The organism is Pararhizobium sp. (assembly GCF_965279435.1).
Classification (GTDB): Bacteria; Pseudomonadota; Alphaproteobacteria; order Rhizobiales; family Rhizobiaceae; genus Pararhizobium.
The window spans coordinates 637,108-655,502 of record NZ_CBDIHY010000002.1 but is presented as its reverse complement, the minus strand read 5'-3'; the positions used below and the strand labels follow the sequence as shown (position 1 = coordinate 655,502).

Here is an 18,395-nt window from a genome sequence, read left to right as displayed (position 1 = left end):
GACAAGCACAGCGAAGCGCCCGGCAGAATATTGACAGGCAGCTTTGGGGAACCAGATGAGCGCGAGCGGGATCACAGCCGACTCGGCATAAGGAGGGTTATTATGCGTCGCGGAATTTTATTGGCCGGTCTTTTTACCGGGATCAGTGTCTTTGCCGTCAACAGCGCCCAGGCTGTTGAAATCGAATATTGGCAGTATGTCTATGAAACGCGCGTCAAGGCGATGGATCAGCTGATCGCGAATTTCGAGAAGGCCAATCCGGATATTACCGTCAAGCAGACGACATTCCCTTATGCCGATTATCAGACCCGCGTCGTTGCCGCCAACATGTCCGGCAGTGGCCCCGATGTGATGCAGCTTTTCTATGGCTGGCTTGACCAATTTATCGCCGGCGATCTCGTTCAGCCTTTGCCGGTCGATACCTTTCCGCATGACAAAATCGAAAGCGAATTCTTCCCGATCGTTTCCGCCATGAAGCGTGGCGACAACTATTATGGTCTGCCGACCGCCGTTCGTTCGCTGGCGCTGTTCTATAACAAGAAGCTATTCCAGGAAGCGGGCCTCGATCCGAACAACCCGCCGAAGACGGTCGACGAATTCGTCGCCGCCGCTGAAAAGACCGTGAAGCACGATGCCAACGGCAATATGACCGTGGCTGGCACAACAATGGATATGGCCGGGCAGGACCATCAGTGGTGGCGTGAGGTGCTGATCCGCCAGAACGGCGGCGAGCCGTATACCGCCGATTACGCCAAGGTAACCTACAACAGCGATGCCGGCATCAAGGCGCTGAAGTTCTACACGGACCTGCAGACCGAACAGAAGGTTGGCGAGGTTGGCTTCATGGATGAAGGCCAGGCCGCATTCCGCGCCGGCCGTGCGGCGATGACCATTGATGGCACCTTCCGTCTCGGTTCCTTCAAGAGCATCAAGGATTTCGAATGGGGCGTCACTGAACTGCCGACCAATGCCGCAGGCATACGTTCGAATTACGCCAGCTATTTTGCCAATGGCATCGGTGCCAAGGTGAGCGGCGAGAAGCTTGAAGCTTCGAAGAAGTTCCTCGCCTACATCTCTTCGCCGGAAGCCATGAAGGTTTGGCTCGATACGGTCGGTGAACTGCCGGCCCGCCGCTCGGCAGCTCTGACCGATGCCAATCTGGCTGATCCGATCTATTCGCCTTTCCTGAAGGCGCTGGATTACGCTCAGACAACGCTGTTTGTCGATGAGGCCGCCCAACGCCAGACGGCAATCGACATGGTCAATCGCGTGCTGCTGGAAAAGCAGTCTCCTGAGGACTCGATTGCTCAGGCTGCGGCAGCCGAGCAAGAGATCATCGACGCTGCGAAGAGCAAATAAGGGCAAGCCATGAGCTCCGCACCTGGAAATACGGATGGGACGGCCGCGCGCCGCCCCGCCGCATCCCTTTGGGATCGGCTATCCATGCGCCATAAGCGCCTCATCTGGGTCTGGACATTCCTGGCCCTGCCGATCCTGTTTTACTGCGTCATCCGGTTTTACCCGACGCTGCAGGCCTTCTATCTCTCCTTCACCAATTGGAACCTGATGAAGCCGCCGAAATTCATCGGCTTTGCCAATTACGTGAAGCTCTACAATGATCCGCAATTCTGGAAGGTTTTCCGCAACACCTTCAGCTACCTGATTATCGGAACACCGCTCAGCCTTCTGATTTCCTTCGTGATATCCTTCTATCTCGATCGTGTTCGCATTCTGCACGGGCTGATCCGGGCGCTCTATTTTCTGCCGTTTCTGACGACCGCTGCTGCAATGGCCTGGGTCTGGCGCTGGTTTTATCAGCCAGCACCGATCGGCGTCATCAACGACGTGCTAGGTCTGATCGGATTGCCGCAGCAACCCTTCATCCGATCCGTCGATCAGGCTTTGCCGTCAATCATGGTGACGTCGATCTGGGCCGGTCTCGGGTTTCAGATTATTATCTTCATGGCCGGCCTTCGCGCCATTCCCTCGACCTATTACGAGGCGGCGAAGATCGATGGACTTGGCGAATGGCCGATCCTGTGGAAAATCACGCTGCCGCTACTGAAGCCCACCACCGTCTTTCTCGTCGTCTTTTCCTCGATCGGTTTCCTGCGCATTTTCGATCAGGTCTACAACATGACGACCAATGATCCAGGTGGCCCGCTCGGCTCCACCAAACCGCTGGTGCTGATGATCTATCAGACGGCCTTTTCCTCCTACAATATGGGCTATGCGGCAGCGCAAACTGTCGTGCTCTTTGCCATCCTGCTGGCTGTGTCACTTCTGCAGCTCTGGATCCTGAGGGAACGCAAATGACGGCACATACCCAGAATACCACCCCGCTCGCCAAAGCGAATATTCGCCCCGGCCGCATCATTGTCTGGACGCTGCTGTTCATCGGCGGCCTAGTGATGATCACGCCATTGCTGTTCATGTTCTCCACATCGCTGAAGACAGCAAATCAGGTCTACGATCTGCGGTTGATCCCGGCGGCACCAACGCTGCAGAACTACGTCAACGTGCTCTCCGATGGCCGGTTCATGCGGTGGTTCCTGAACTCCACCATCGTTGCCTGCACGGTGACGTTATCGAACGTGTTCTTCGACAGTCTCGTCGGTTACACGCTTGCCAAATTCGCGTTTCGCGGCCGCCAGCTGGTTTTTCTGGCGATCCTGTCGACGCTGATGATCCCGACGGAGATGCTGGTCATTCCGTGGTATTTGATGTCCAGCCAACTCGGCTGGCTGGACAGCTATTGGGGCATCATGTTCCCGGGAATGATGACGGCTTTCGGCACCTTCCTGATGAAACAGTTTTTCGAAACGGTTCCGAACGACTTTTTGGAAGCGGCCCGCATCGACGGACTGAACGAATTCCAGATCTGGTGGAAAGTGGCGATGCCGCTGGTGACACCGGCGCTCTCTGCGCTGGCGATCTTCACATTCCTTGGCAATTGGACAGCCTTCTTCTGGCCGCTGATCGTGGTGACGAGCCGTGAGCTTTATACACTGCCGGTGGGGCTTTCGAGCTTTGCCGTCGAGCAATCCATTCAATGGGAAATGATCATGACCGGTGCGGCACTTGCCACCTTGCCGACGCTGCTCGTCTTCCTGGTGCTGCAGCGCTACATCGTGCGCGGCGTCATGCTGGCCGGTCTGAAAGGATAAGACAGTGCCCGATAGCAATCCACGCCTGAACGACAAAAGTGTCTTTCCCGATCCAATCTATAAGGAAACGGTTCTGCGTCCGCTTTTCGATGGTGCCAAGACCCATCATGTCGACGGTTTCCGGCGCATCGACCGTGCGCATCTGGTCATGCTGGTTGAAACCGGCATTCTCGACAGGACGCAGGCATCCAAGATCGCCGGGGCGCTTGAGGCGATTGATCGCGATGTCGATCCAGCCGAACTCGTTTATACCGGCGAAGTCGAAGACTTTTTCTTCCTGATCGAAAAGGAACTGAAAGCGCGCATCGGGGCCGATGTCGCAGGGCGTCTGCATACCGCGCGCTCGCGCAATGATATCGACCATACGCTGTTCAAGCTCGGCCTGAAGGCGCGTATCGACGCGCTGATGGTCAAGGCGCATACATTGCTCGACACGCTGATCGAGGCTGTTGATCGAGAGAAGGCGACTTTGATTGTCGCCTATACCCACGGTCAGCCGGCGCAGCCGACCACATTTGGTCATTATCTGTCAGCAGCAATCGAGGTGTTCATCCGCGACATCGAACGTTTGTCCGAAGCGCGCAGGATCGTCGATCTCAGTCCGATGGGTGCAGCGGCCATCACCACGTCGGGCTTTCCCATTGACCGGGCAAGGGTGGCCGAATTGTTAGGCTTTCGGGCGGCCCTGCAAAACTCGTACAGCTGCATTGCCGCCGTCGATTATACCACAGCGACCTATAGTGCCGTCGAATTGATGTTCCTGCATCTGGGTCGGCTCATTCAGGATTTTCAGTTCTGGACGAGCTTCGAGGTCGGCCAGATCTACGTGCCGAATGCGCTGGTGCAGATCTCGTCGATCATGCCGCAGAAGCGCAATCCGGTACCGATCGAGCACATGCGGCTTCTGGCCAGCCAGACGTTTGGACGCGCCCGCACGATGCTTGATATCATGCACAATACGCCGTTCACCGATATGAACGACAGCGAAGGCGAAACGCAGTCGGTTGGCTATGAGGCCTTCCACGCGGCTGGCCGGGTGCTGGATCTGATGGCCTCGTTCGTCGATGCAATCCGGATCGATCCCGAGAAGGTCGCCAACAATATCCGCCGCTCCTGCATCACAATTACCGAGCTTGCGGATTCTCTGGTCCGGCTCGAAGATCTCTCATTCCGTCAGGCACATGAGATCGCCGCGTCTGTGGCGCGCTCGGTCGTGGCCGGCGGCGGTGGGCTCGAAGATGACGGCTACGGGCCATTTTTGACTGCATTCGAGGCTTTGACGGGCCGTAAGCCTTCGCTCGATATGAACCATTTCGCCGAAATCGTCTCGCCGGAGCACTTCGTTGCCGTGCGCACCCGTTTCGGCGGTCCGGCACCTGAGCCGATGGCGCAGGCGCTAAGCACCTATCGAAGCAAGTCTGCCGCCTTTGTCGCGGAAGCGCAGGAGAATGCTGCGCGGGAAGCAAAAGCAGCCGTCGAACTCGATACAAAATTCAAAGCATTGATGGGAACAGCCTGATGGCAAACATAGAATTGCAGGGTCTGCTCAAACGCTATGGCAAGATAGACGTTGTCCACGGCATCGATCTTGCGATCGCTGATGGCGAGTTCGTGGTTTTCGTCGGCCCTTCCGGCTGCGGCAAGTCGACGACGCTGCGGATGATTGCTGGGCTGGAGGATATTTCCGGCGGTACACTGCGCATCGGCGGCGAGGTTGTCAACGAGCGCGAACCCAAGCAGCGCAACATCGCCATGGTGTTTCAAAACTATGCGATCTACCCGCATATGAGCGTGCGGCAGAATATTGGCTTCGGGCTCTATACGTCTAAAATCTCCCAGGCGGACAAGAACAAGCGCATCGACGAGACGGCCGAGGTGCTCGGGCTGACCCAGTACCTTTCCCGCAGGCCGGCCGCCCTTTCCGGCGGTCAGCGCCAGCGCGTCGCGATCGGCCGCGCCATGGTGCGCAATCCGTCCGCCTTTCTGTTCGATGAGCCGCTTTCCAATCTGGATGCGCAGTTGCGGGCACAAATGCGTATCGAGATCAAGCGCCTGCATCAAAGGCTTGGCACGACGATCGTCTATGTCACCCACGATCAGATCGAAGCGATGACCATGGCTGACCGCATTGTCGTGATGCGCGATGGCCATATCCTGCAGGCGGGGACACCGATGAATATCTACGAAAATCCCGTCGATGTGTTTACTGCCAAATTCATCGGCAGCCCGTCAATGAACCTCGTTACCGGCACATGGACAGATGACGGCGCCCGCATCGGCCCAGAAGGCGTGCATCTGATCGGCGTCAGGCCGCATGATCTCCTGGTCGGCGAGACGCAGGACAGCGGGTTCAATCTCACGGGCACGGTCACCGCGGTTGAGCCGCTCGGCTCGGAAACACTGGTGCATTTCGATGCGGCCGGCACATCGGTCATTGCAACCGCCCCGGCAAAACTGCTACCGGCCGTTGGCAGCACGGTGAGCGCTCATGCCAAACCCGGCTCGCTCTATCTTTTCGATGCCAAAACGGAAAAGGCCCTCGGCCGCCAATGACGCTTAAGAACGAGACCAGATCGGCCGTGCTCAGTATCGGCCGGGTTTATTGCGACCTGATTTTCACCGGATTGCAGGGCATGCCTGTGCTCGGCCGCGAGATTTTTGCCGAAAACATGGATATCACCGCCGGTGGCGGCGCCTTTATCATGGCTGCCTATTGCGCTCATGCGGGCCGCAAGACGGCGCTTCTTTCACGCCTTGGCACGGACGCATTGTCGATGGGGCTGGAAGGTCAGCTTGCCGCGAGCAACGTCGATCTGCGGTTCCTCGACCGCGCTGCTGAGGCCGGGCCGCAGGTCACAGTCGCCATCATCAACGAGCAGGAGCGGGCCTTCCTTTCGCGCCGCGCTGGTCAAGCCGAACCGGCGACGCTGTCGATGGCTCTCGAATGGCCCGACGCGCGCCATCTGCATATCGCCGAATTTGCAACGCTTGCCGAAATTCCGGGGCTGGTTGCAGCCGCAAAAGCAAAGGGCCTCACCGTGTCGCTCGATCCGAGTTGGGACGAAACCCTGATTTTCGACCGGGATTTTCTGGCCAAATGCGAAGGCGTCGATATCTTCCTGCCGAATGTCGAGGAGGCTGCTGCCATCACCGGCGAAACAGAACCTTTAAAGGCGCTGGACAGACTTTCGACGGTATTTCCGGTCATTGCGTTGAAGGCCGGACCCGAGGGCGCATATCTCGCGAGCCGCGGAAATGTGCTGCACCATCCCGCCAAACCCGTGCAAGTCATCGACACGACAGGGGCAGGCGATGCCTTCAATGCCGGCTTTATCCATAGCTGGCTTGATGGACATGATGACGAGACCTGCCTCAGCGACGCCGTCGCCATGGGTACGCTTGCCGTTCAAGCGGCGGGCGGCGCAACTATCCTGAAGTGTTAGGATCTGTTCAAGGCGGCAGGTGCCGCCATTACTTTCACTCCTTTACCCAGTCCGGAATCTGACGAGGAAAACTCCCATCAAAAACGGTGCCGTTTTTTTCGGGACCAAACCACTCTGAACCCTTGCAAATTTGGTGCGGCCGGCACGGGCGATTGAGGAAGCAAATAAAGTTGATTGACCTCTTGTCACTTGCAGTTGGCCCTTAACAAGCATCGTGGAGCTTGAGGAAGTCGGAAACCGTTGCCAGGCAAAGGTTTTTCTCCTCGACATGCGGCATGTGGCTGGACTGCTCGAACACAACCCAGCGGCAGCCAGGAACGCGCTCGACATAAGGCCGAACCACGTCCGGGGTCGCCTCGTCGTAACGCCCCGAGATCAGCAGCGTCGAGGCCATGATCTGTGGCAAACGATCCTCTATCGTCCAGTCCTTCATCGTGCCAATGACGTGAAACTCGGTCGGGCCGTTCATGTTGCGGTAAACGGTGTTGTCCTCGTCCATGATCGCAAAGGTGCGCGCTACTTCCGGCGGCCACGGCGAGACGCGGCAGACGTGCCGGTCATAAAACACGCGCGATGCCGCAATGTATTCCGGATCGGTGACGGTGCCCGCTTCCTCGTGCTTCAGGAGGGTTGCCTGAACGTCGGCCGGCAGTTCGCGGCGCAGACGGTTGGCCTCCGACACCCAAGTGTGCATGTTGGCCGGTGAATTGGCGATAACAAGCGCCTTTAGCCCATCAGGCCGGCGCACCGCATGTTCGGCGCCGAGCATACCGCCCCAGGACTGGCCGAGAAAGGCATAGCGCTCCGCGATACCAAGATGCTTCAGCAAGGCATCGAGCTCTTCGAGAAACAGCGCGACCGTCCAGAAGTCCGGCCCCTTGTGCGGCAGGCGCGTCGAGTTGCCGTTGCCGAGTTGATCATAGTGGATAACGGCGCGGCCATCGAGGTCAGCAATGTCCTTGAATGAATCGACATAGTCGTGTGTGCACCCAGGCCCGCCATGGGCGACCACCAGCGGCAACAGCGGCGAGCCCAGCGATCCGGTGATGCGATACCAGGTTCGGTAGTCACGAAACGGCATATAGGATTCCTGAACTTCGACCGGTGCCACGTCTTTGCCTCCATGCGGTTGTTCCGATGGAGAAAGCATACCGTCCTGTTTCAGGCGGCGGCAGCTATCACAAGTAATAGGATGGCTGGTCTTCCAGCAGGCGGTAATGGGTGGCGCGAACCACGGCCTGGGTTCGGTTCCTGGCGCCAAGCTTCTTGGCGGCGGCGTTGAGATGCATGACGACGGTCGGCACCGAGCGGCCGATGACGCGGGAAATCTCCTTCGCGGAGAGCCCCTCGGCCGAATGCCGCAAACATTCGCGCTCGCGCTCGGTCAAATGCGTCCGGATTCCGGTGATCGCCCTCTTGTCGAAGGCTGCAAAGGCAGCTTCGTGGAAAACATGGGCCAAAAGGCTGAAATCCGCCATGTGGCGGTCGGCGTCGCCCTGGAAGTCACGGCCAACCCCGAAGCGTACCCCCGTCACCGTCGCGCAGTCACCACGCGGCAGATGCACAGGCACGGTCACGCCGCAGGACATATCGCGTTCATAGAGATAGCGCGACACCGGGGCGCTGCGCTCCGTGAGGAACCGGTTGATCGCCGTCCCGGCTGTGCGATCGTAATTCCAGAAGAACGGCGTCGTCGTGCGCATAGCCAGAAGCTGCACCGGGTCGATCCGGAAATACTCCCGGTCAAACCAGTATTCGCGCATGTCTTCGGAAATATTGCGCAGCTTCAGCAGCGACGGCAGCATCAGTTGGCCGTCAAGATCGTAGGGAACCGGCGTGTAGTCGTAGATCAGCGCATCGAAGCCGAAGCCCTTGATGACCTCGAACGCGGTGTCGATCCGTCCATCCAGTGTCTGCTCGGCTGTAAAACGCGATCTGATCGCTCCGATGTCGTCAAACATGCGCAAATCCTAACGTCCAACACCCGGATCTGAAAAGCAGGGGCGGGGCTATCCTATCACTTCTTATAGCTGGCGCGGAACCGGCAATCCGCTAAAAATTGGACATGCTCAAAAGATGAGCAATGACGTTGCAGGGCACGGGAGATGGACGATGTGGCGCGAGATTGAACCGGACGGGCGCGTCGAGATCGATGTCGAAGGTCACAAGGTCGTCGCCTACAGTTTCGGTTCGGGTGAGGAGACGATATTCTGTCTCAATGGCGGCCCCGGCCTGCCGTGCGATTACCTGCGCGAAGCACATTCCTGCCTGGTGGATGAGGGCTACCGTGTCGTTGCCTTCGACCAGCTCGGCACCGGCGCTTCCGACCGCCCGACAGACCCTGCGCTGTGGACCATCGGCCGCTATGTCGAGGAGACCGAGATCGTCCGCAAGGCGCTCGGGCTCGGCAAGGTGCATATGCTTGGACATTCCTGGGGCGGCTGGCTGGGCATCGACTATGCGCTGGCCTATCCCGGCAATCTCAAGACACTGATCCTTGAAGACACGGTCGCCGATATGCCGCATTTGATCGTGGAGCTCGAGCGGCTGCGGGCAGCACTGGGTTCGGAAACCGTGGCGATGATGCAAAAGCATGAGGCGCGCGGAACGATCGATCATCCGGAATATCTGGCGGCGATCACCATCCTCAACTATCGCCATGTCTGCCGCCTTTCAGAATGGCCGGCACCGGTCCTTCGCTCGCTCGGTGACTGGAACATGGGACCGTATGGCACGATGCAGGGACCGAACGAGTTCCTCTATACCGGCAATCTCAAGGACTGGAACCGCGTGCCAGATCTGCACAGGATCGAGGTGCCGGTGTTGATCACCTGCGGCGAGCATGACGAACTGACGCCGGCCTGCGCATTGCGGATGAAACTCCACCTGCCGGATGCCGAGTTGAAAGTCATCGACAACGCCAGCCACATGCCCTTCTATGAAAATCCTGGGGCCTACTATCCGGCGCTTCTCGACTTTCTCTCGCGCCACAGGACGAAGGGATGATCCGCAACGGGCAGTTCCCAGGCCTCTGGCAGCTTGGAAAGGTGTATTTGCATGCATCGGTATAGGTTCGTTCTGTTCCGTCCGCTCCAATTTCTGCCGGTGCTGTTCGGCATCAGCGTCATCACCTTCATTCTCGTGCGCCTCATCCCCGGTGATCCGGCCCGGGTTCTGCTTGGCACGCGCTCAACGCCGACGGCCATTGCCAGAATCCGCGCCCAGTACGGCCTGGATGAACCGATCTGGCTGCAATATTTCTATTTCCTGCAAAATCTCGGCAAGGGCGAGATGGGCAAGTCCATTCTGTTCAAGATCGATGTGCTGAAGCTTATACTGACCCGCATCGAGCCGACGCTGGTGCTGGTGCTCACCAGCGTCATCCTGTCGATCCTGATCGCGGTGCCGATGGCGGCGCTTGCCGCCCGCAACAATGGCCGCCTTGCCGATCATGCGGTGCGCATCGTCTCGACACTGGGTATCGGCTTTCCGCCATTCTGGCTGGCGCTGATGCTGATCATCCTATTTTCCGTCAAGCTCGGTATCTTCCCTGTATCGGGTTACGGCGACACCTTGCTCGACAAGGCGGCCCACCTGATCCTGCCGAGCCTGACCATCGCCCTGTCGCTTTCGGCGGTGCTGACTCGCAGTTTGCGGGCAGCGATGATCGTCGAGCTGCAATCGGATCTGGCAACGGCGGCGCGCGCGCGCGGTATGCCGGAGAGCATCGTCTTCTGGCGGCATGTGCTGCCGAATTCGCTGGTACCGACCATCAACCTGCTTGCGGTCAACATCGGCTGGCTGATCGGCGGCACGGTGGTGGTCGAAACCGTGTTTGCCATTCCCGGTATGGGCCAGCTTCTGGTGCGCGCCATCTTCTCGCGCGACTACATGGTGGTCCAAGGCGTTGCGATGGTGTTTGCCTGTGCCACCGTGCTGGTCAATTTCCTCGCCGATATCATCACCGTGACCGTCGATCCGAGGGTGCGCCTATGATGACCTCCGCCACCAACGCCATGCGCATGAACATGCCGTGGAGCCGCTTTCTCGGCCGTCACCTGACGCTTGCAACGGGTGTCGGCATCCTTGGCCTGTTCCTGCTAATGGCGCTGACCGCCCCGCTGATCGCGCCCTATGACCCGATCTTCCAGAATGCTGACGTTCGCTTGCTGCCGCCGGCACTTGCGCACCCTTTCGGCACGGACAATTTCGGCCGCGACATCCTCTCTCGCGTCATCTGGGGCGCCCGGATCGACCTGCAGATTGCCGTCATCGGCGTCGTCTTTCCGTTCCTGATCGGCACGTTCATCGGTACCGTCGCAGGCTTTTTCGGCGGCATCGTCGACGCCATCTTCATGCGGCTGGTAGATATTATTCTCGCCTTTCCATTCCTCGTGCTGATGCTGTCGATCATCGCCATTCTCGGACCAGGCCTGTCCAGCTTCTACATCGCCATGGCACTGGTCGGCTGGGTCTCCTATGCCCGGTTGATCCGCGCCCAGATACTGGTGCTGAAGAATAGCGATTATGCACTGGCCGCCGTCAGCCTTGGCTTCAGTCGCCCGCGCATCATGTTTCGTCATCTGTTGCCGAATGCCATTGCCGGTTCTCTGGTGTTCTCAATGTCGGATGCGGTGCTGGTGCTGCTCAATGGGGCTGCTATCAGCTATCTCGGGCTTGGCGTACAGCCGCCGGTAGCCGAATGGGGTGTCATGGTCGCCGAAGGTCAGAGCTTCATCACCACGGCCTGGTGGATCACCTTGTTTCCCGGACTGTCCATCGTCGTCCTTGCCTTTGGGTTCAGCTTGCTTGGCGATGGACTTGGCGAATGGCTGGGAGTGCGCGAATGAGCGAGCCGGTGCTCTCCATCTGTGGCCTCACGGTCCAAGCGCGGCTTGACGGTGAGACACGCACACTGATTGATGCCGTCTCCTTCGATCTCGGCAAGGGTGAAATCCTTGGTCTGGTCGGCGAAAGCGGCTCCGGCAAGAGCATGATCTGCCGCGCGCTGGTCAAGCTCCTGCCGTCAAAGGCGATTGCCATCACAGGCGGCTCCATCCTGCTGTCGGGCCGCGATCTCGTTACGCTCGATGAGGCTACGATGCGCTCTGTGCGCGGTGCCGACATCGGCATGGTGTTCCAGAACCCCACCAGTCATCTCGATCCGGTGATGCGCATCGGCGACCAGATTGCCGAGGGTATCCGCTATCACCAAGGCAAATCGCGTAGCGAAGCCAAAACTGCGGCAACCGACATTCTCGGCCAGGTCGGCTTTCCCGACCCGGCCCGGCAATACGACAACTATCCGCATGAACTCTCCGGCGGCATGCGGCAGCGCGCCATGATCGCGGTCGCGCTCTCCTGCAACCCGAAAATCCTTATCGCCGACGAGCCGACGACGGCGCTCGACGTCACCATCCAGGCACAGATTCTCAAGCTGTTGATGGACCTGCGCGACAGCCGCGGCCTGTCTATCATTCTCATCACCCATGATCTTGGCATCGTCGCCCAGACCTGCGATCGCATTGCCGTTCTGCGTCACGGCCAATTGCTGGAAATCGGCGACAAACGCCGGGTGCTGTCGGCGCCGCAGCACGCCTATACGATCAGCCTGCTGAAAAGCCATCCGTCAATGCCGGAGGAGGGTGGGTTGGCACCGGCCGTAGCAGGCATCTCTGCCCCGACGGTGCGGCCATTGCTGGAGATAGATGATCTCGTCGTACGCTTTCCAACCCCGGGACCTGGCCTGTTCAAAGGCGGCCGGAAACACATTGCCGCCGTCAACGGCGTCAGCCTGCGTGTCATGCCCGGCGAAACCGTGGGCATCGTCGGCGAAAGCGGTTCTGGCAAGAGCACACTGGCGCGCGCCATTCTTGGCCTGACCCCATTGTCATCGGGCCATATCAGCTTTGATGGCTCGGATTTGGCGCAGCAGCGTAAGCAGACATTGGCGCAGATCCGCACCCAGGCAGCTATGGTGTTCCAGGATCCCTATAACGCCCTCAATCCGCGCCTCACCATCGGTGAAACTCTGGCCGAAGTGTTGCGGGTGCAGAACAAGGTTCCCGCAAGCCGCATCCCGGAGCGCATAAACGAGCTGCTCGATCTTGTCGGTCTGGAACGCGAATTCGCCACGCGGCGCCCGCGCGCCATGAGCGGCGGCCAGTGCCAGCGTGCCGGCATAGCCCGCGCACTTGCCGTCGATCCGAAAATGATCATCGCCGACGAATGTGTGGCTGCCCTCGATGTTACCATCCAGGCGCAAATCATCGATCTCTTCCGCGAACTGAAGAGCATCATGAACCTGACGCTGCTGTTTATTGCACACGACCTCGCCATTGTCCGCGATCTCTGCGAGCGCGTCGTGGTGATGTATCGCGGAGAAATCGTCGAAGAGGGGCTTTGCGCCGACGTCTTTGCCCGGCCACGGCATCCCTACACCGCTGCGCTGATCGCAGCCATTCCGGACATCGACCCAGACAAGCCGCTGCTGCGGCGCCTGCCAGGGCAAACCACACCGCATCTCTTGACTGCCTGAGAATAACAACAAAGGGAACGAACGACATGAAAAGCAAATGGAAAACGATGAGCATGGCCACGGTGCTGACCATGCTCATGCTGAGCTCGACGATTGCCGAAGCGGCGGGCGTGCTGACCATCGGCCGGCGTGAGGATTCAACGACATTCGACCCGATCAAGTCGGCGCAGAACGTCGACAACTGGGTATTCTCAAACGTCTTCGACGTGCTGGTCCGTGTCGACAAGACCGGCACCAAGCTGGAACCCGGCCTTGCCGAAAGCTGGACCGTTTCCGGCGATGGCCTGACCTATACCTTCAAGATCCGCGACGCCAAATTCTCCGACGGCTCGCCCATTACTGCCGGCGACGCTGCTTTTAGCCTGTTGCGCATCCGCGACAACGAAGGCTCGCTCTGGAGTGACAGTTACAAGATCGTCGAGACGGCCGAAGCCAGCGACGACAGGACGCTGGTCGTCAAGCTGAAGACGCCATCGGCACCGTTCCTGTCGACACTGGCGTTGCCGAACGTCTCGGTTCTATCCAAGAAAGGATTGGAAGAGGCTGGGGAGGAAGCCTTCGCCGAAAAGCCGATCGCCTCGTCGGGCGCTTTCACGGTCAAGGAATGGCGCCGGGGCGACCGTGTCATCCTCGAAAAGAACCCGAACTTCTGGCAGGTTGACCGGGTCAAGCTTGATGGTGTCGAGTGGATTTCGGTGCCGGACGACAATACGCGCATGCTGAACGTGCAGGCCGGAGAACTGGATACGGCGATCTTCGTGCCGTTCTCGCGTGTCGAGGAACTGAAAAAAGATCCGAACCTTGCGGTCCATATCGACACCTCGACGCGCGAGGATCATCTTTTGATCAACCACGAACACGGCGCCCTTGCCAAGAAAGAAGTCCGCCAGGCCCTCGATATGGCGATCGACAAGAAGGCGATCGTCGATACCGTCACCTTCGGCCTCGGTGAAGTTGCAAACTCCTATATCCCGAAGGGCTCGCTCTATCACTATGCCGACAACTACCAGTATCCTTATGACCCGGCCAAGGCCAAGGCGATGCTGGCGGACGCCGGGGCTTCCGATCTGTCGTTGAATTACATTGTCAACGCCGGCAACGAGGTCGATGAGCAGATAGCCGTTCTGCTGCAGCAGCAACTGGCCAAGGCCGGTGTTACAGTCAACCTGCAGAAGGTGGATGCCAGCCAGAGCTGGGACATGCTGGTTGCCGGCGATTACGATATCTCGGTAATGTACTGGACCAACGACATTCTCGATCCGGACCAGAAGACCACCTTCGTCCTCGGCCATGATACCAACATGAACTACATGACCCGCTACAAGAACGACAAGGTCAAAGACATGGTGGCAGCCGCACGGCTGGAGCTAGACCCAGTCAAGCGCGAAGCGATGTATGTCGAGATCCAGAAGATCGCAAAGGACGACGTCCACTGGATCGACCTCTACTACAGCCCCTATATCAACGTCTCGCGCAAGAATGTCGGCAACTTCTACCAGAACCCGCTCGGCCGCTTCTTCCTTGAGGATACCGTTAAGAACTGAGTTTCCGATATCTGATCCAACCACGCCATCTGCTTATAAGGCGGATGGCGTGGTGTCATCCCGTCAGCTTGACCGCCAACTGGCGCGATGCGCGAAATTGAAATCTGTTACAACCAAGATTGGGCTCGCGGTAAAACTATTGATACCCGTTAGGCGAGTGGATTTTTATAGCTGCTTAAATCACTGACTAGGAAGACGGGTCTCGATGCTGATGGCAGTCAGACCAGCTTCCGGCATCCCGCTAAATAGCCATTGTGACAGTGGTCCCGAGTCAAGGCTAACCCGAACGAGCTACAAGGCAGAATCCCCCAATATCCGGACCAAATCTTCCGGATGGCTTGGGGGCTTTTAGCTCCCGGAACACCGCGCCGGCTTCATTCAAGATGCCTATAGAGGTCTCTTTCAGCGAGGCGTCCAAACCCGCATAGTACTTTGTGCTGCGCTTCCTTTCTGACGTTTGTCGCGATTAAAGAACAGACCACGTTCGTCATCAGCACGAAGCGCAGCGCGCCCTATCCGGAATCCTCAAAGGTGGGCGCAAGCCGAAACCTAGCTATCCGCAGAGTTTCTGGACGGTCTGCGGGAACATCGCGACGAGTCATGGGGCTTTCCAAAGCAAAACGGCCAACCGAGATTTACGCCGAGACCGGCGAGTAGGATCAGGCCCAAGCCAACCGCCTGCAGCACAGTGATTGAACGGCCGAAGACGAGGAAGTCGGATAACAGCGCTACGACAGGGTTCAGGAACGCAGCGGCGGCAATGACGGCGGTTTGGACTTTAGGGTATGCCGTGTACAGCAATACATAGACAATGCCGGTATGGATGATGCCGAGACCGACGAGCCATCCCCACATGCCGGCGCTATCCGTTTCGAGTGCTGCCGTGTTGAGAAATGGCAGGAAGGCGATACATCCGATCAGGCAATGAACTGCGCTCAGAACGTCCGGATTCACGCCCTTGATCGCGCGCGTGGTCAGTGTCGTCGCGGCATAGAATAGTGAGGCGACGAGAGCCAAACCGACGCCGATCAGCCAGTTCCGGTCAGTTTGCATATTGCCGATCTTCGGCAGAATGGTGATGATGAGGCCGAGAAAGGCGAGGCATATCCAGCCGATCTTGTGCCGGGACAACGCCTCTTTCAGGAGTAGGCCGCCGGCGAGCACGATCCAGAAGGGTTGAAGATGATAGATGATCGTTGCAAAGCCGATAGAGGTACGATGGAACGCTTCGAACAGGCTCAGCCAGTTGAGGACCAGACAGATGCCGCTTATCAGCACAAGTGGCCATAGTCGTCGTTCGATAGAGAAGAGACTTTTCCAGCCACTGCGCAGGGATACCCAACCTATAAGCGCGAGTGCCCCGAAGACGCAGCGGAAGAACACGACATTGAAAGTTGGTTGACCGGAGGAAACGGAAAAAAGCCCTGCGGTTCCTGATAGGGCCATTCCTATAGAGAGAATTATTGTTGCTCGTGTCGGCCTCGGTTCACTTTCCATCTTTCCCCCGTTGGCGCGAAATTCCCGAGCTTTTTCGGTCTTGTGTTGGATGTTTATGACGTTGCAGAACGAGCATAGTCTGCGACAAGTCCATCGTGCGTTTATTACATGGTTCATGTTCCTGTACAGGGTCAAGATAAGCGACCAAGATACCCTCCGGGATGCGGGAAACCACTTCCGCCAGGCAGCGTGCCATGACACGGCCGCCGGCGGTGAGTTTGTTGGCTAGCAGAACGCAGTGCCCCGGCGCGAGCAGCATTTTCGGAATCGGACGGTTTTGCGCCCGGCGCGCCTTACAATAGGCCGTTACCGCCTCTCCCTAAGCAGCACGCCGATCTCGGTGCCGAGGAAAATGAGATTGGGCCGGATAGAGCGAACCGCGCGTGGCCGCGACCACATTCGCTGGGCTGAGTGCAGTCTTGTGGCTTTGCACGTCCTCTGCGGCATGGAAATCAGTGCGCTCTACCATGGCTCCGAGCGTTGCCGGGTTGACGTTTCCCGCATCGCGCTCATCGACCGAGAAAGCCTCCGTGACACGTGCGATGTGCTGGCGCACCTCTTCAGCCGTTTCGCCACTGACAATTATGCCGTGGTCGTAGAGGACCAGCACGTCCGTCCGGGTGTCGGCGAAACGATCAATCTCGTGGGCGAGAGGTGTGCCCGGGCGACGATAGGGGATCGTTGCCCATGTCAGATCTGACACTCTCGACATGCGCGCCGCGATGACGGCATCCCTGTCTGCCAGCACGGAGAGTGCAATGGCGTTGACGCAATGGTAGTGAGCCACGACGGTCTGCGGCAACACCGCGTGGAAACTGGTCTCGATCGAGGGACGCAGCCCGGAAGCGTTCAGCGCCGTGACGATAAAATCGATGGCGCTTCTCAGCGCCCGGATTCCCCGCGCGGAGCGCCGCCACCAGCGTCGTCACCATCACCGGCACCACAATATCACGCTCACCCGCATGATCGACCCAGGTGCCGGATGCTTTCTCCCACATCACTCCGTCGCATTTGAAAGAGGTATTACCACCGGCACCCTGTGTTTTCAGTGTCGCGGCCGATCTCCCGCGAGAGATCAAGAAACCCGGTGAAGGCCAAAGATGCAGGGCCGGATGGTCTAGAGGCGCCCGAGGGGATCGACCCCGTCATTGTCCGCCCCGATCATCCCGTTCTCTCTGATTTGACGTCGGCCTTGCCTTTCGTCCTAGGAATGAACAGGGTTCACGCCAGATCGGAAGCGGAAGCAACAACGTTGGTTCATTGTCCATACCAGGACCGCAATTTGCCGCTCCTTTCAACGCGAGACTACAAGGCCGGCCGCTCTTTGGCATGGATGACAGACATCGGGCCGCACTGGCTGTCGGACGAATTTATGCGTTGGGGTGGCTATGACACACTGATGGCCAACATGGTGCGTTGGCTTGCGCGTGAACTTTGAAGTGAGGCCGTTTCAAAAAATGAAGACGATCTCGGCAGAAAACCTCATCGGGCACCTTACCGGTATACCCATTGGTGAGAGACGGACTGTCGCGATCGCGGGGCCGCCAGGGTCCGGAAAGTCGACCTTAGCAGGTGGTATCGATCGTGCGCTCAACGCCAAGTCTCCTGGATATGCGGGGGTTGTCCCGATGGACGGGTTCCATTTCGACGACGAAATTCTCGTTCGGCGGGGCATCAGGCATCTTAAAGGAGCGCCCGAAACGTTCGACAGCGACGGCTTCCTGCACATGTTGAAGCGTCTGCGATCTAATGATGCAGAAGAGGTCGCCGTGCCCGTATTTGACCGCGGTCTCGAGATCTCCCGTGGCGGAGCGCGCATTATACCCCGATCGATCCGTGCTGTTATCGTCGAGGGCAGTTACCTTCTCCTCGATCAGGATCGCTGGAACCAGCTGCGTTTTCGATATGTCGGTTATGATCGAAGTGCCGCGCGAGATCCTGAGGCGCAGGTTGGTTGGGCGATGGCTCGAACACGGCAAGACCGCACCAGAGATCGTTGCGCAAGTTGACCTCAATGACATGATCAATGTCGATTTGGTCCAACGGTCGAAGCACACCGCCGATTTCGTGATAGAGCAGATCTGACGTTCTTGACTGGGTGCAGAGAAGCGAATCCTTCTAACGCCTATCAACACAACGCGTTTGGCCGCTTCATTGTACGCGGGCACTCCAAATTTTGGAACAGAACCAAAGAAACCGCTGAATC

17 protein-coding genes are annotated in these 18,395 nt (G+C 58.4%); 13 read left to right on the top strand and 4 right to left on the bottom strand.

Features of this window, described 5'->3' with window-relative positions; all coding sequences use genetic code 11:
- The first annotated feature begins 102 nt into the window (after positions 1 to 102).
- From ACQY8Q_RS04565 to ACQY8Q_RS04540, 6 genes are all read left to right on the top strand, one after another.
- Entirely contained in the window at positions 103 to 1,359 is a 1,257-nt protein-coding gene (locus tag ACQY8Q_RS04565; protein ID WP_428425090.1) for an extracellular solute-binding protein, read from the top strand.
- Between the two features lie 84 nt (positions 1,360 to 1,443).
- Positions 1,444 to 2,316, top strand: a complete 873-nt coding sequence (locus ACQY8Q_RS04560; RefSeq protein ID WP_428425088.1) for a carbohydrate ABC transporter permease — start codon at positions 1,444 to 1,446, stop codon at positions 2,314 to 2,316.
- Entirely contained in the window at positions 2,313 to 3,167 is an 855-nt protein-coding gene (locus ACQY8Q_RS04555; protein ID WP_428425086.1) for a carbohydrate ABC transporter permease, read from the top strand. Before ACQY8Q_RS04560 ends, ACQY8Q_RS04555 begins: the two co-directional genes overlap by 4 nt.
- 4 nt (positions 3,168 to 3,171) lie before the next feature.
- Complete coding sequence (gene argH / locus ACQY8Q_RS04550; RefSeq protein WP_428425084.1) at positions 3,172 to 4,686, top strand: argininosuccinate lyase; 1,515 nt, start codon at positions 3,172 to 3,174, stop codon at positions 4,684 to 4,686.
- Complete coding sequence (locus ACQY8Q_RS04545; RefSeq protein ID WP_428425082.1) at positions 4,686 to 5,720, top strand: ABC transporter ATP-binding protein; 1,035 nt, start codon at positions 4,686 to 4,688, stop codon at positions 5,718 to 5,720. The genes argH and ACQY8Q_RS04545 overlap by 1 nt, the downstream gene beginning before the upstream one ends.
- Positions 5,717 to 6,610 carry a carbohydrate kinase family protein gene (locus ACQY8Q_RS04540; protein WP_428425080.1) on the top strand — a complete coding sequence of 298 codons (894 nt, stop codon included), beginning with the start codon at positions 5,717 to 5,719 and terminating at the stop codon, positions 6,608 to 6,610. Before ACQY8Q_RS04545 ends, ACQY8Q_RS04540 begins: the two co-directional genes overlap by 4 nt.
- 202 nt (positions 6,611 to 6,812) lie before the next feature.
- Here ACQY8Q_RS04540 and ACQY8Q_RS04535 read toward each other — a convergent pair whose 3' ends face one another.
- Complete coding sequence (locus ACQY8Q_RS04535; protein WP_428425560.1) at positions 6,813 to 7,691, bottom strand: proline iminopeptidase-family hydrolase; 879 nt, start codon at positions 7,689 to 7,691, stop codon at positions 6,813 to 6,815.
- Positions 7,692 to 7,788: 97 nt separating this feature from the next.
- Positions 7,789 to 8,571 carry a helix-turn-helix transcriptional regulator gene (locus ACQY8Q_RS04530; RefSeq protein WP_428425078.1) on the bottom strand — a complete coding sequence of 261 codons (783 nt, stop codon included), beginning with the start codon at positions 8,569 to 8,571 and terminating at the stop codon, positions 7,789 to 7,791.
- A gap of 151 nt (positions 8,572 to 8,722) precedes the next feature.
- Between ACQY8Q_RS04530 and ACQY8Q_RS04525 the strand changes: the two genes are divergently transcribed.
- From ACQY8Q_RS04525 to ACQY8Q_RS04505, 5 genes are read left to right on the top strand one after another with little or no spacing between them, the layout of a single operon-like run.
- On the top strand, positions 8,723 to 9,616 hold the full coding sequence (locus ACQY8Q_RS04525; RefSeq protein ID WP_428425076.1) for a proline iminopeptidase-family hydrolase: 894 nt from the start codon (positions 8,723 to 8,725) through the stop codon (positions 9,614 to 9,616).
- A 51-nt stretch (positions 9,617 to 9,667) separates the two neighbouring features.
- Entirely contained in the window at positions 9,668 to 10,606 is a 939-nt protein-coding gene (locus ACQY8Q_RS04520; RefSeq protein ID WP_428425074.1) for an ABC transporter permease, read from the top strand.
- Positions 10,606 to 11,460, top strand: a complete 855-nt coding sequence (locus tag ACQY8Q_RS04515) for an ABC transporter permease (protein ID WP_428425558.1) — start codon at positions 10,606 to 10,608, stop codon at positions 11,458 to 11,460. Before ACQY8Q_RS04520 ends, ACQY8Q_RS04515 begins: the two co-directional genes overlap by 1 nt.
- Positions 11,457 to 13,148, top strand: a complete 1,692-nt coding sequence (locus ACQY8Q_RS04510; RefSeq protein WP_428425072.1) for a dipeptide ABC transporter ATP-binding protein — start codon at positions 11,457 to 11,459, stop codon at positions 13,146 to 13,148. The genes ACQY8Q_RS04515 and ACQY8Q_RS04510 overlap by 4 nt, the downstream gene beginning before the upstream one ends.
- Positions 13,149 to 13,174: 26 nt before the next feature.
- Positions 13,175 to 14,692, top strand: a complete 1,518-nt coding sequence (locus tag ACQY8Q_RS04505) for an ABC transporter substrate-binding protein (protein ID WP_428425070.1) — start codon at positions 13,175 to 13,177, stop codon at positions 14,690 to 14,692.
- 549 nt (positions 14,693 to 15,241) lie between these two features.
- Here ACQY8Q_RS04505 and ACQY8Q_RS04500 read toward each other — a convergent pair.
- Complete coding sequence (locus ACQY8Q_RS04500; protein WP_428425068.1) at positions 15,242 to 16,189, bottom strand: DMT family transporter; 948 nt, start codon at positions 16,187 to 16,189, stop codon at positions 15,242 to 15,244.
- 319 nt (positions 16,190 to 16,508) lie between these two features.
- Positions 16,509 to 16,976 (bottom strand): class II aldolase/adducin family protein, encoded by a 468-nt coding sequence (locus ACQY8Q_RS04495; protein WP_428425066.1) that lies wholly within the window; start codon positions 16,974 to 16,976, stop codon positions 16,509 to 16,511.
- A 300-nt stretch (positions 16,977 to 17,276) separates the two neighbouring features.
- Here ACQY8Q_RS04495 and ACQY8Q_RS04490 point away from each other — a divergent pair, with 300 nt between their 5' ends.
- Together ACQY8Q_RS04490 and ACQY8Q_RS04485 are read left to right on the top strand one after the other, a co-directional pair.
- Positions 17,277 to 17,627, top strand: coding sequence for a glutamine amidotransferase (locus ACQY8Q_RS04490; protein ID WP_428425064.1), 351 nt, complete (start codon positions 17,277 to 17,279; stop codon positions 17,625 to 17,627).
- 19 nt (positions 17,628 to 17,646) lie between these two features.
- The gene (locus ACQY8Q_RS04485) at positions 17,647 to 18,198 is read left to right on the top strand and encodes a nucleoside triphosphate hydrolase (RefSeq protein WP_428425062.1); all 552 of its coding nucleotides are present in this window, start codon (positions 17,647 to 17,649) and stop codon (positions 18,196 to 18,198) included.
- Positions 18,199 to 18,395: the final 197 nt, after the last annotated feature.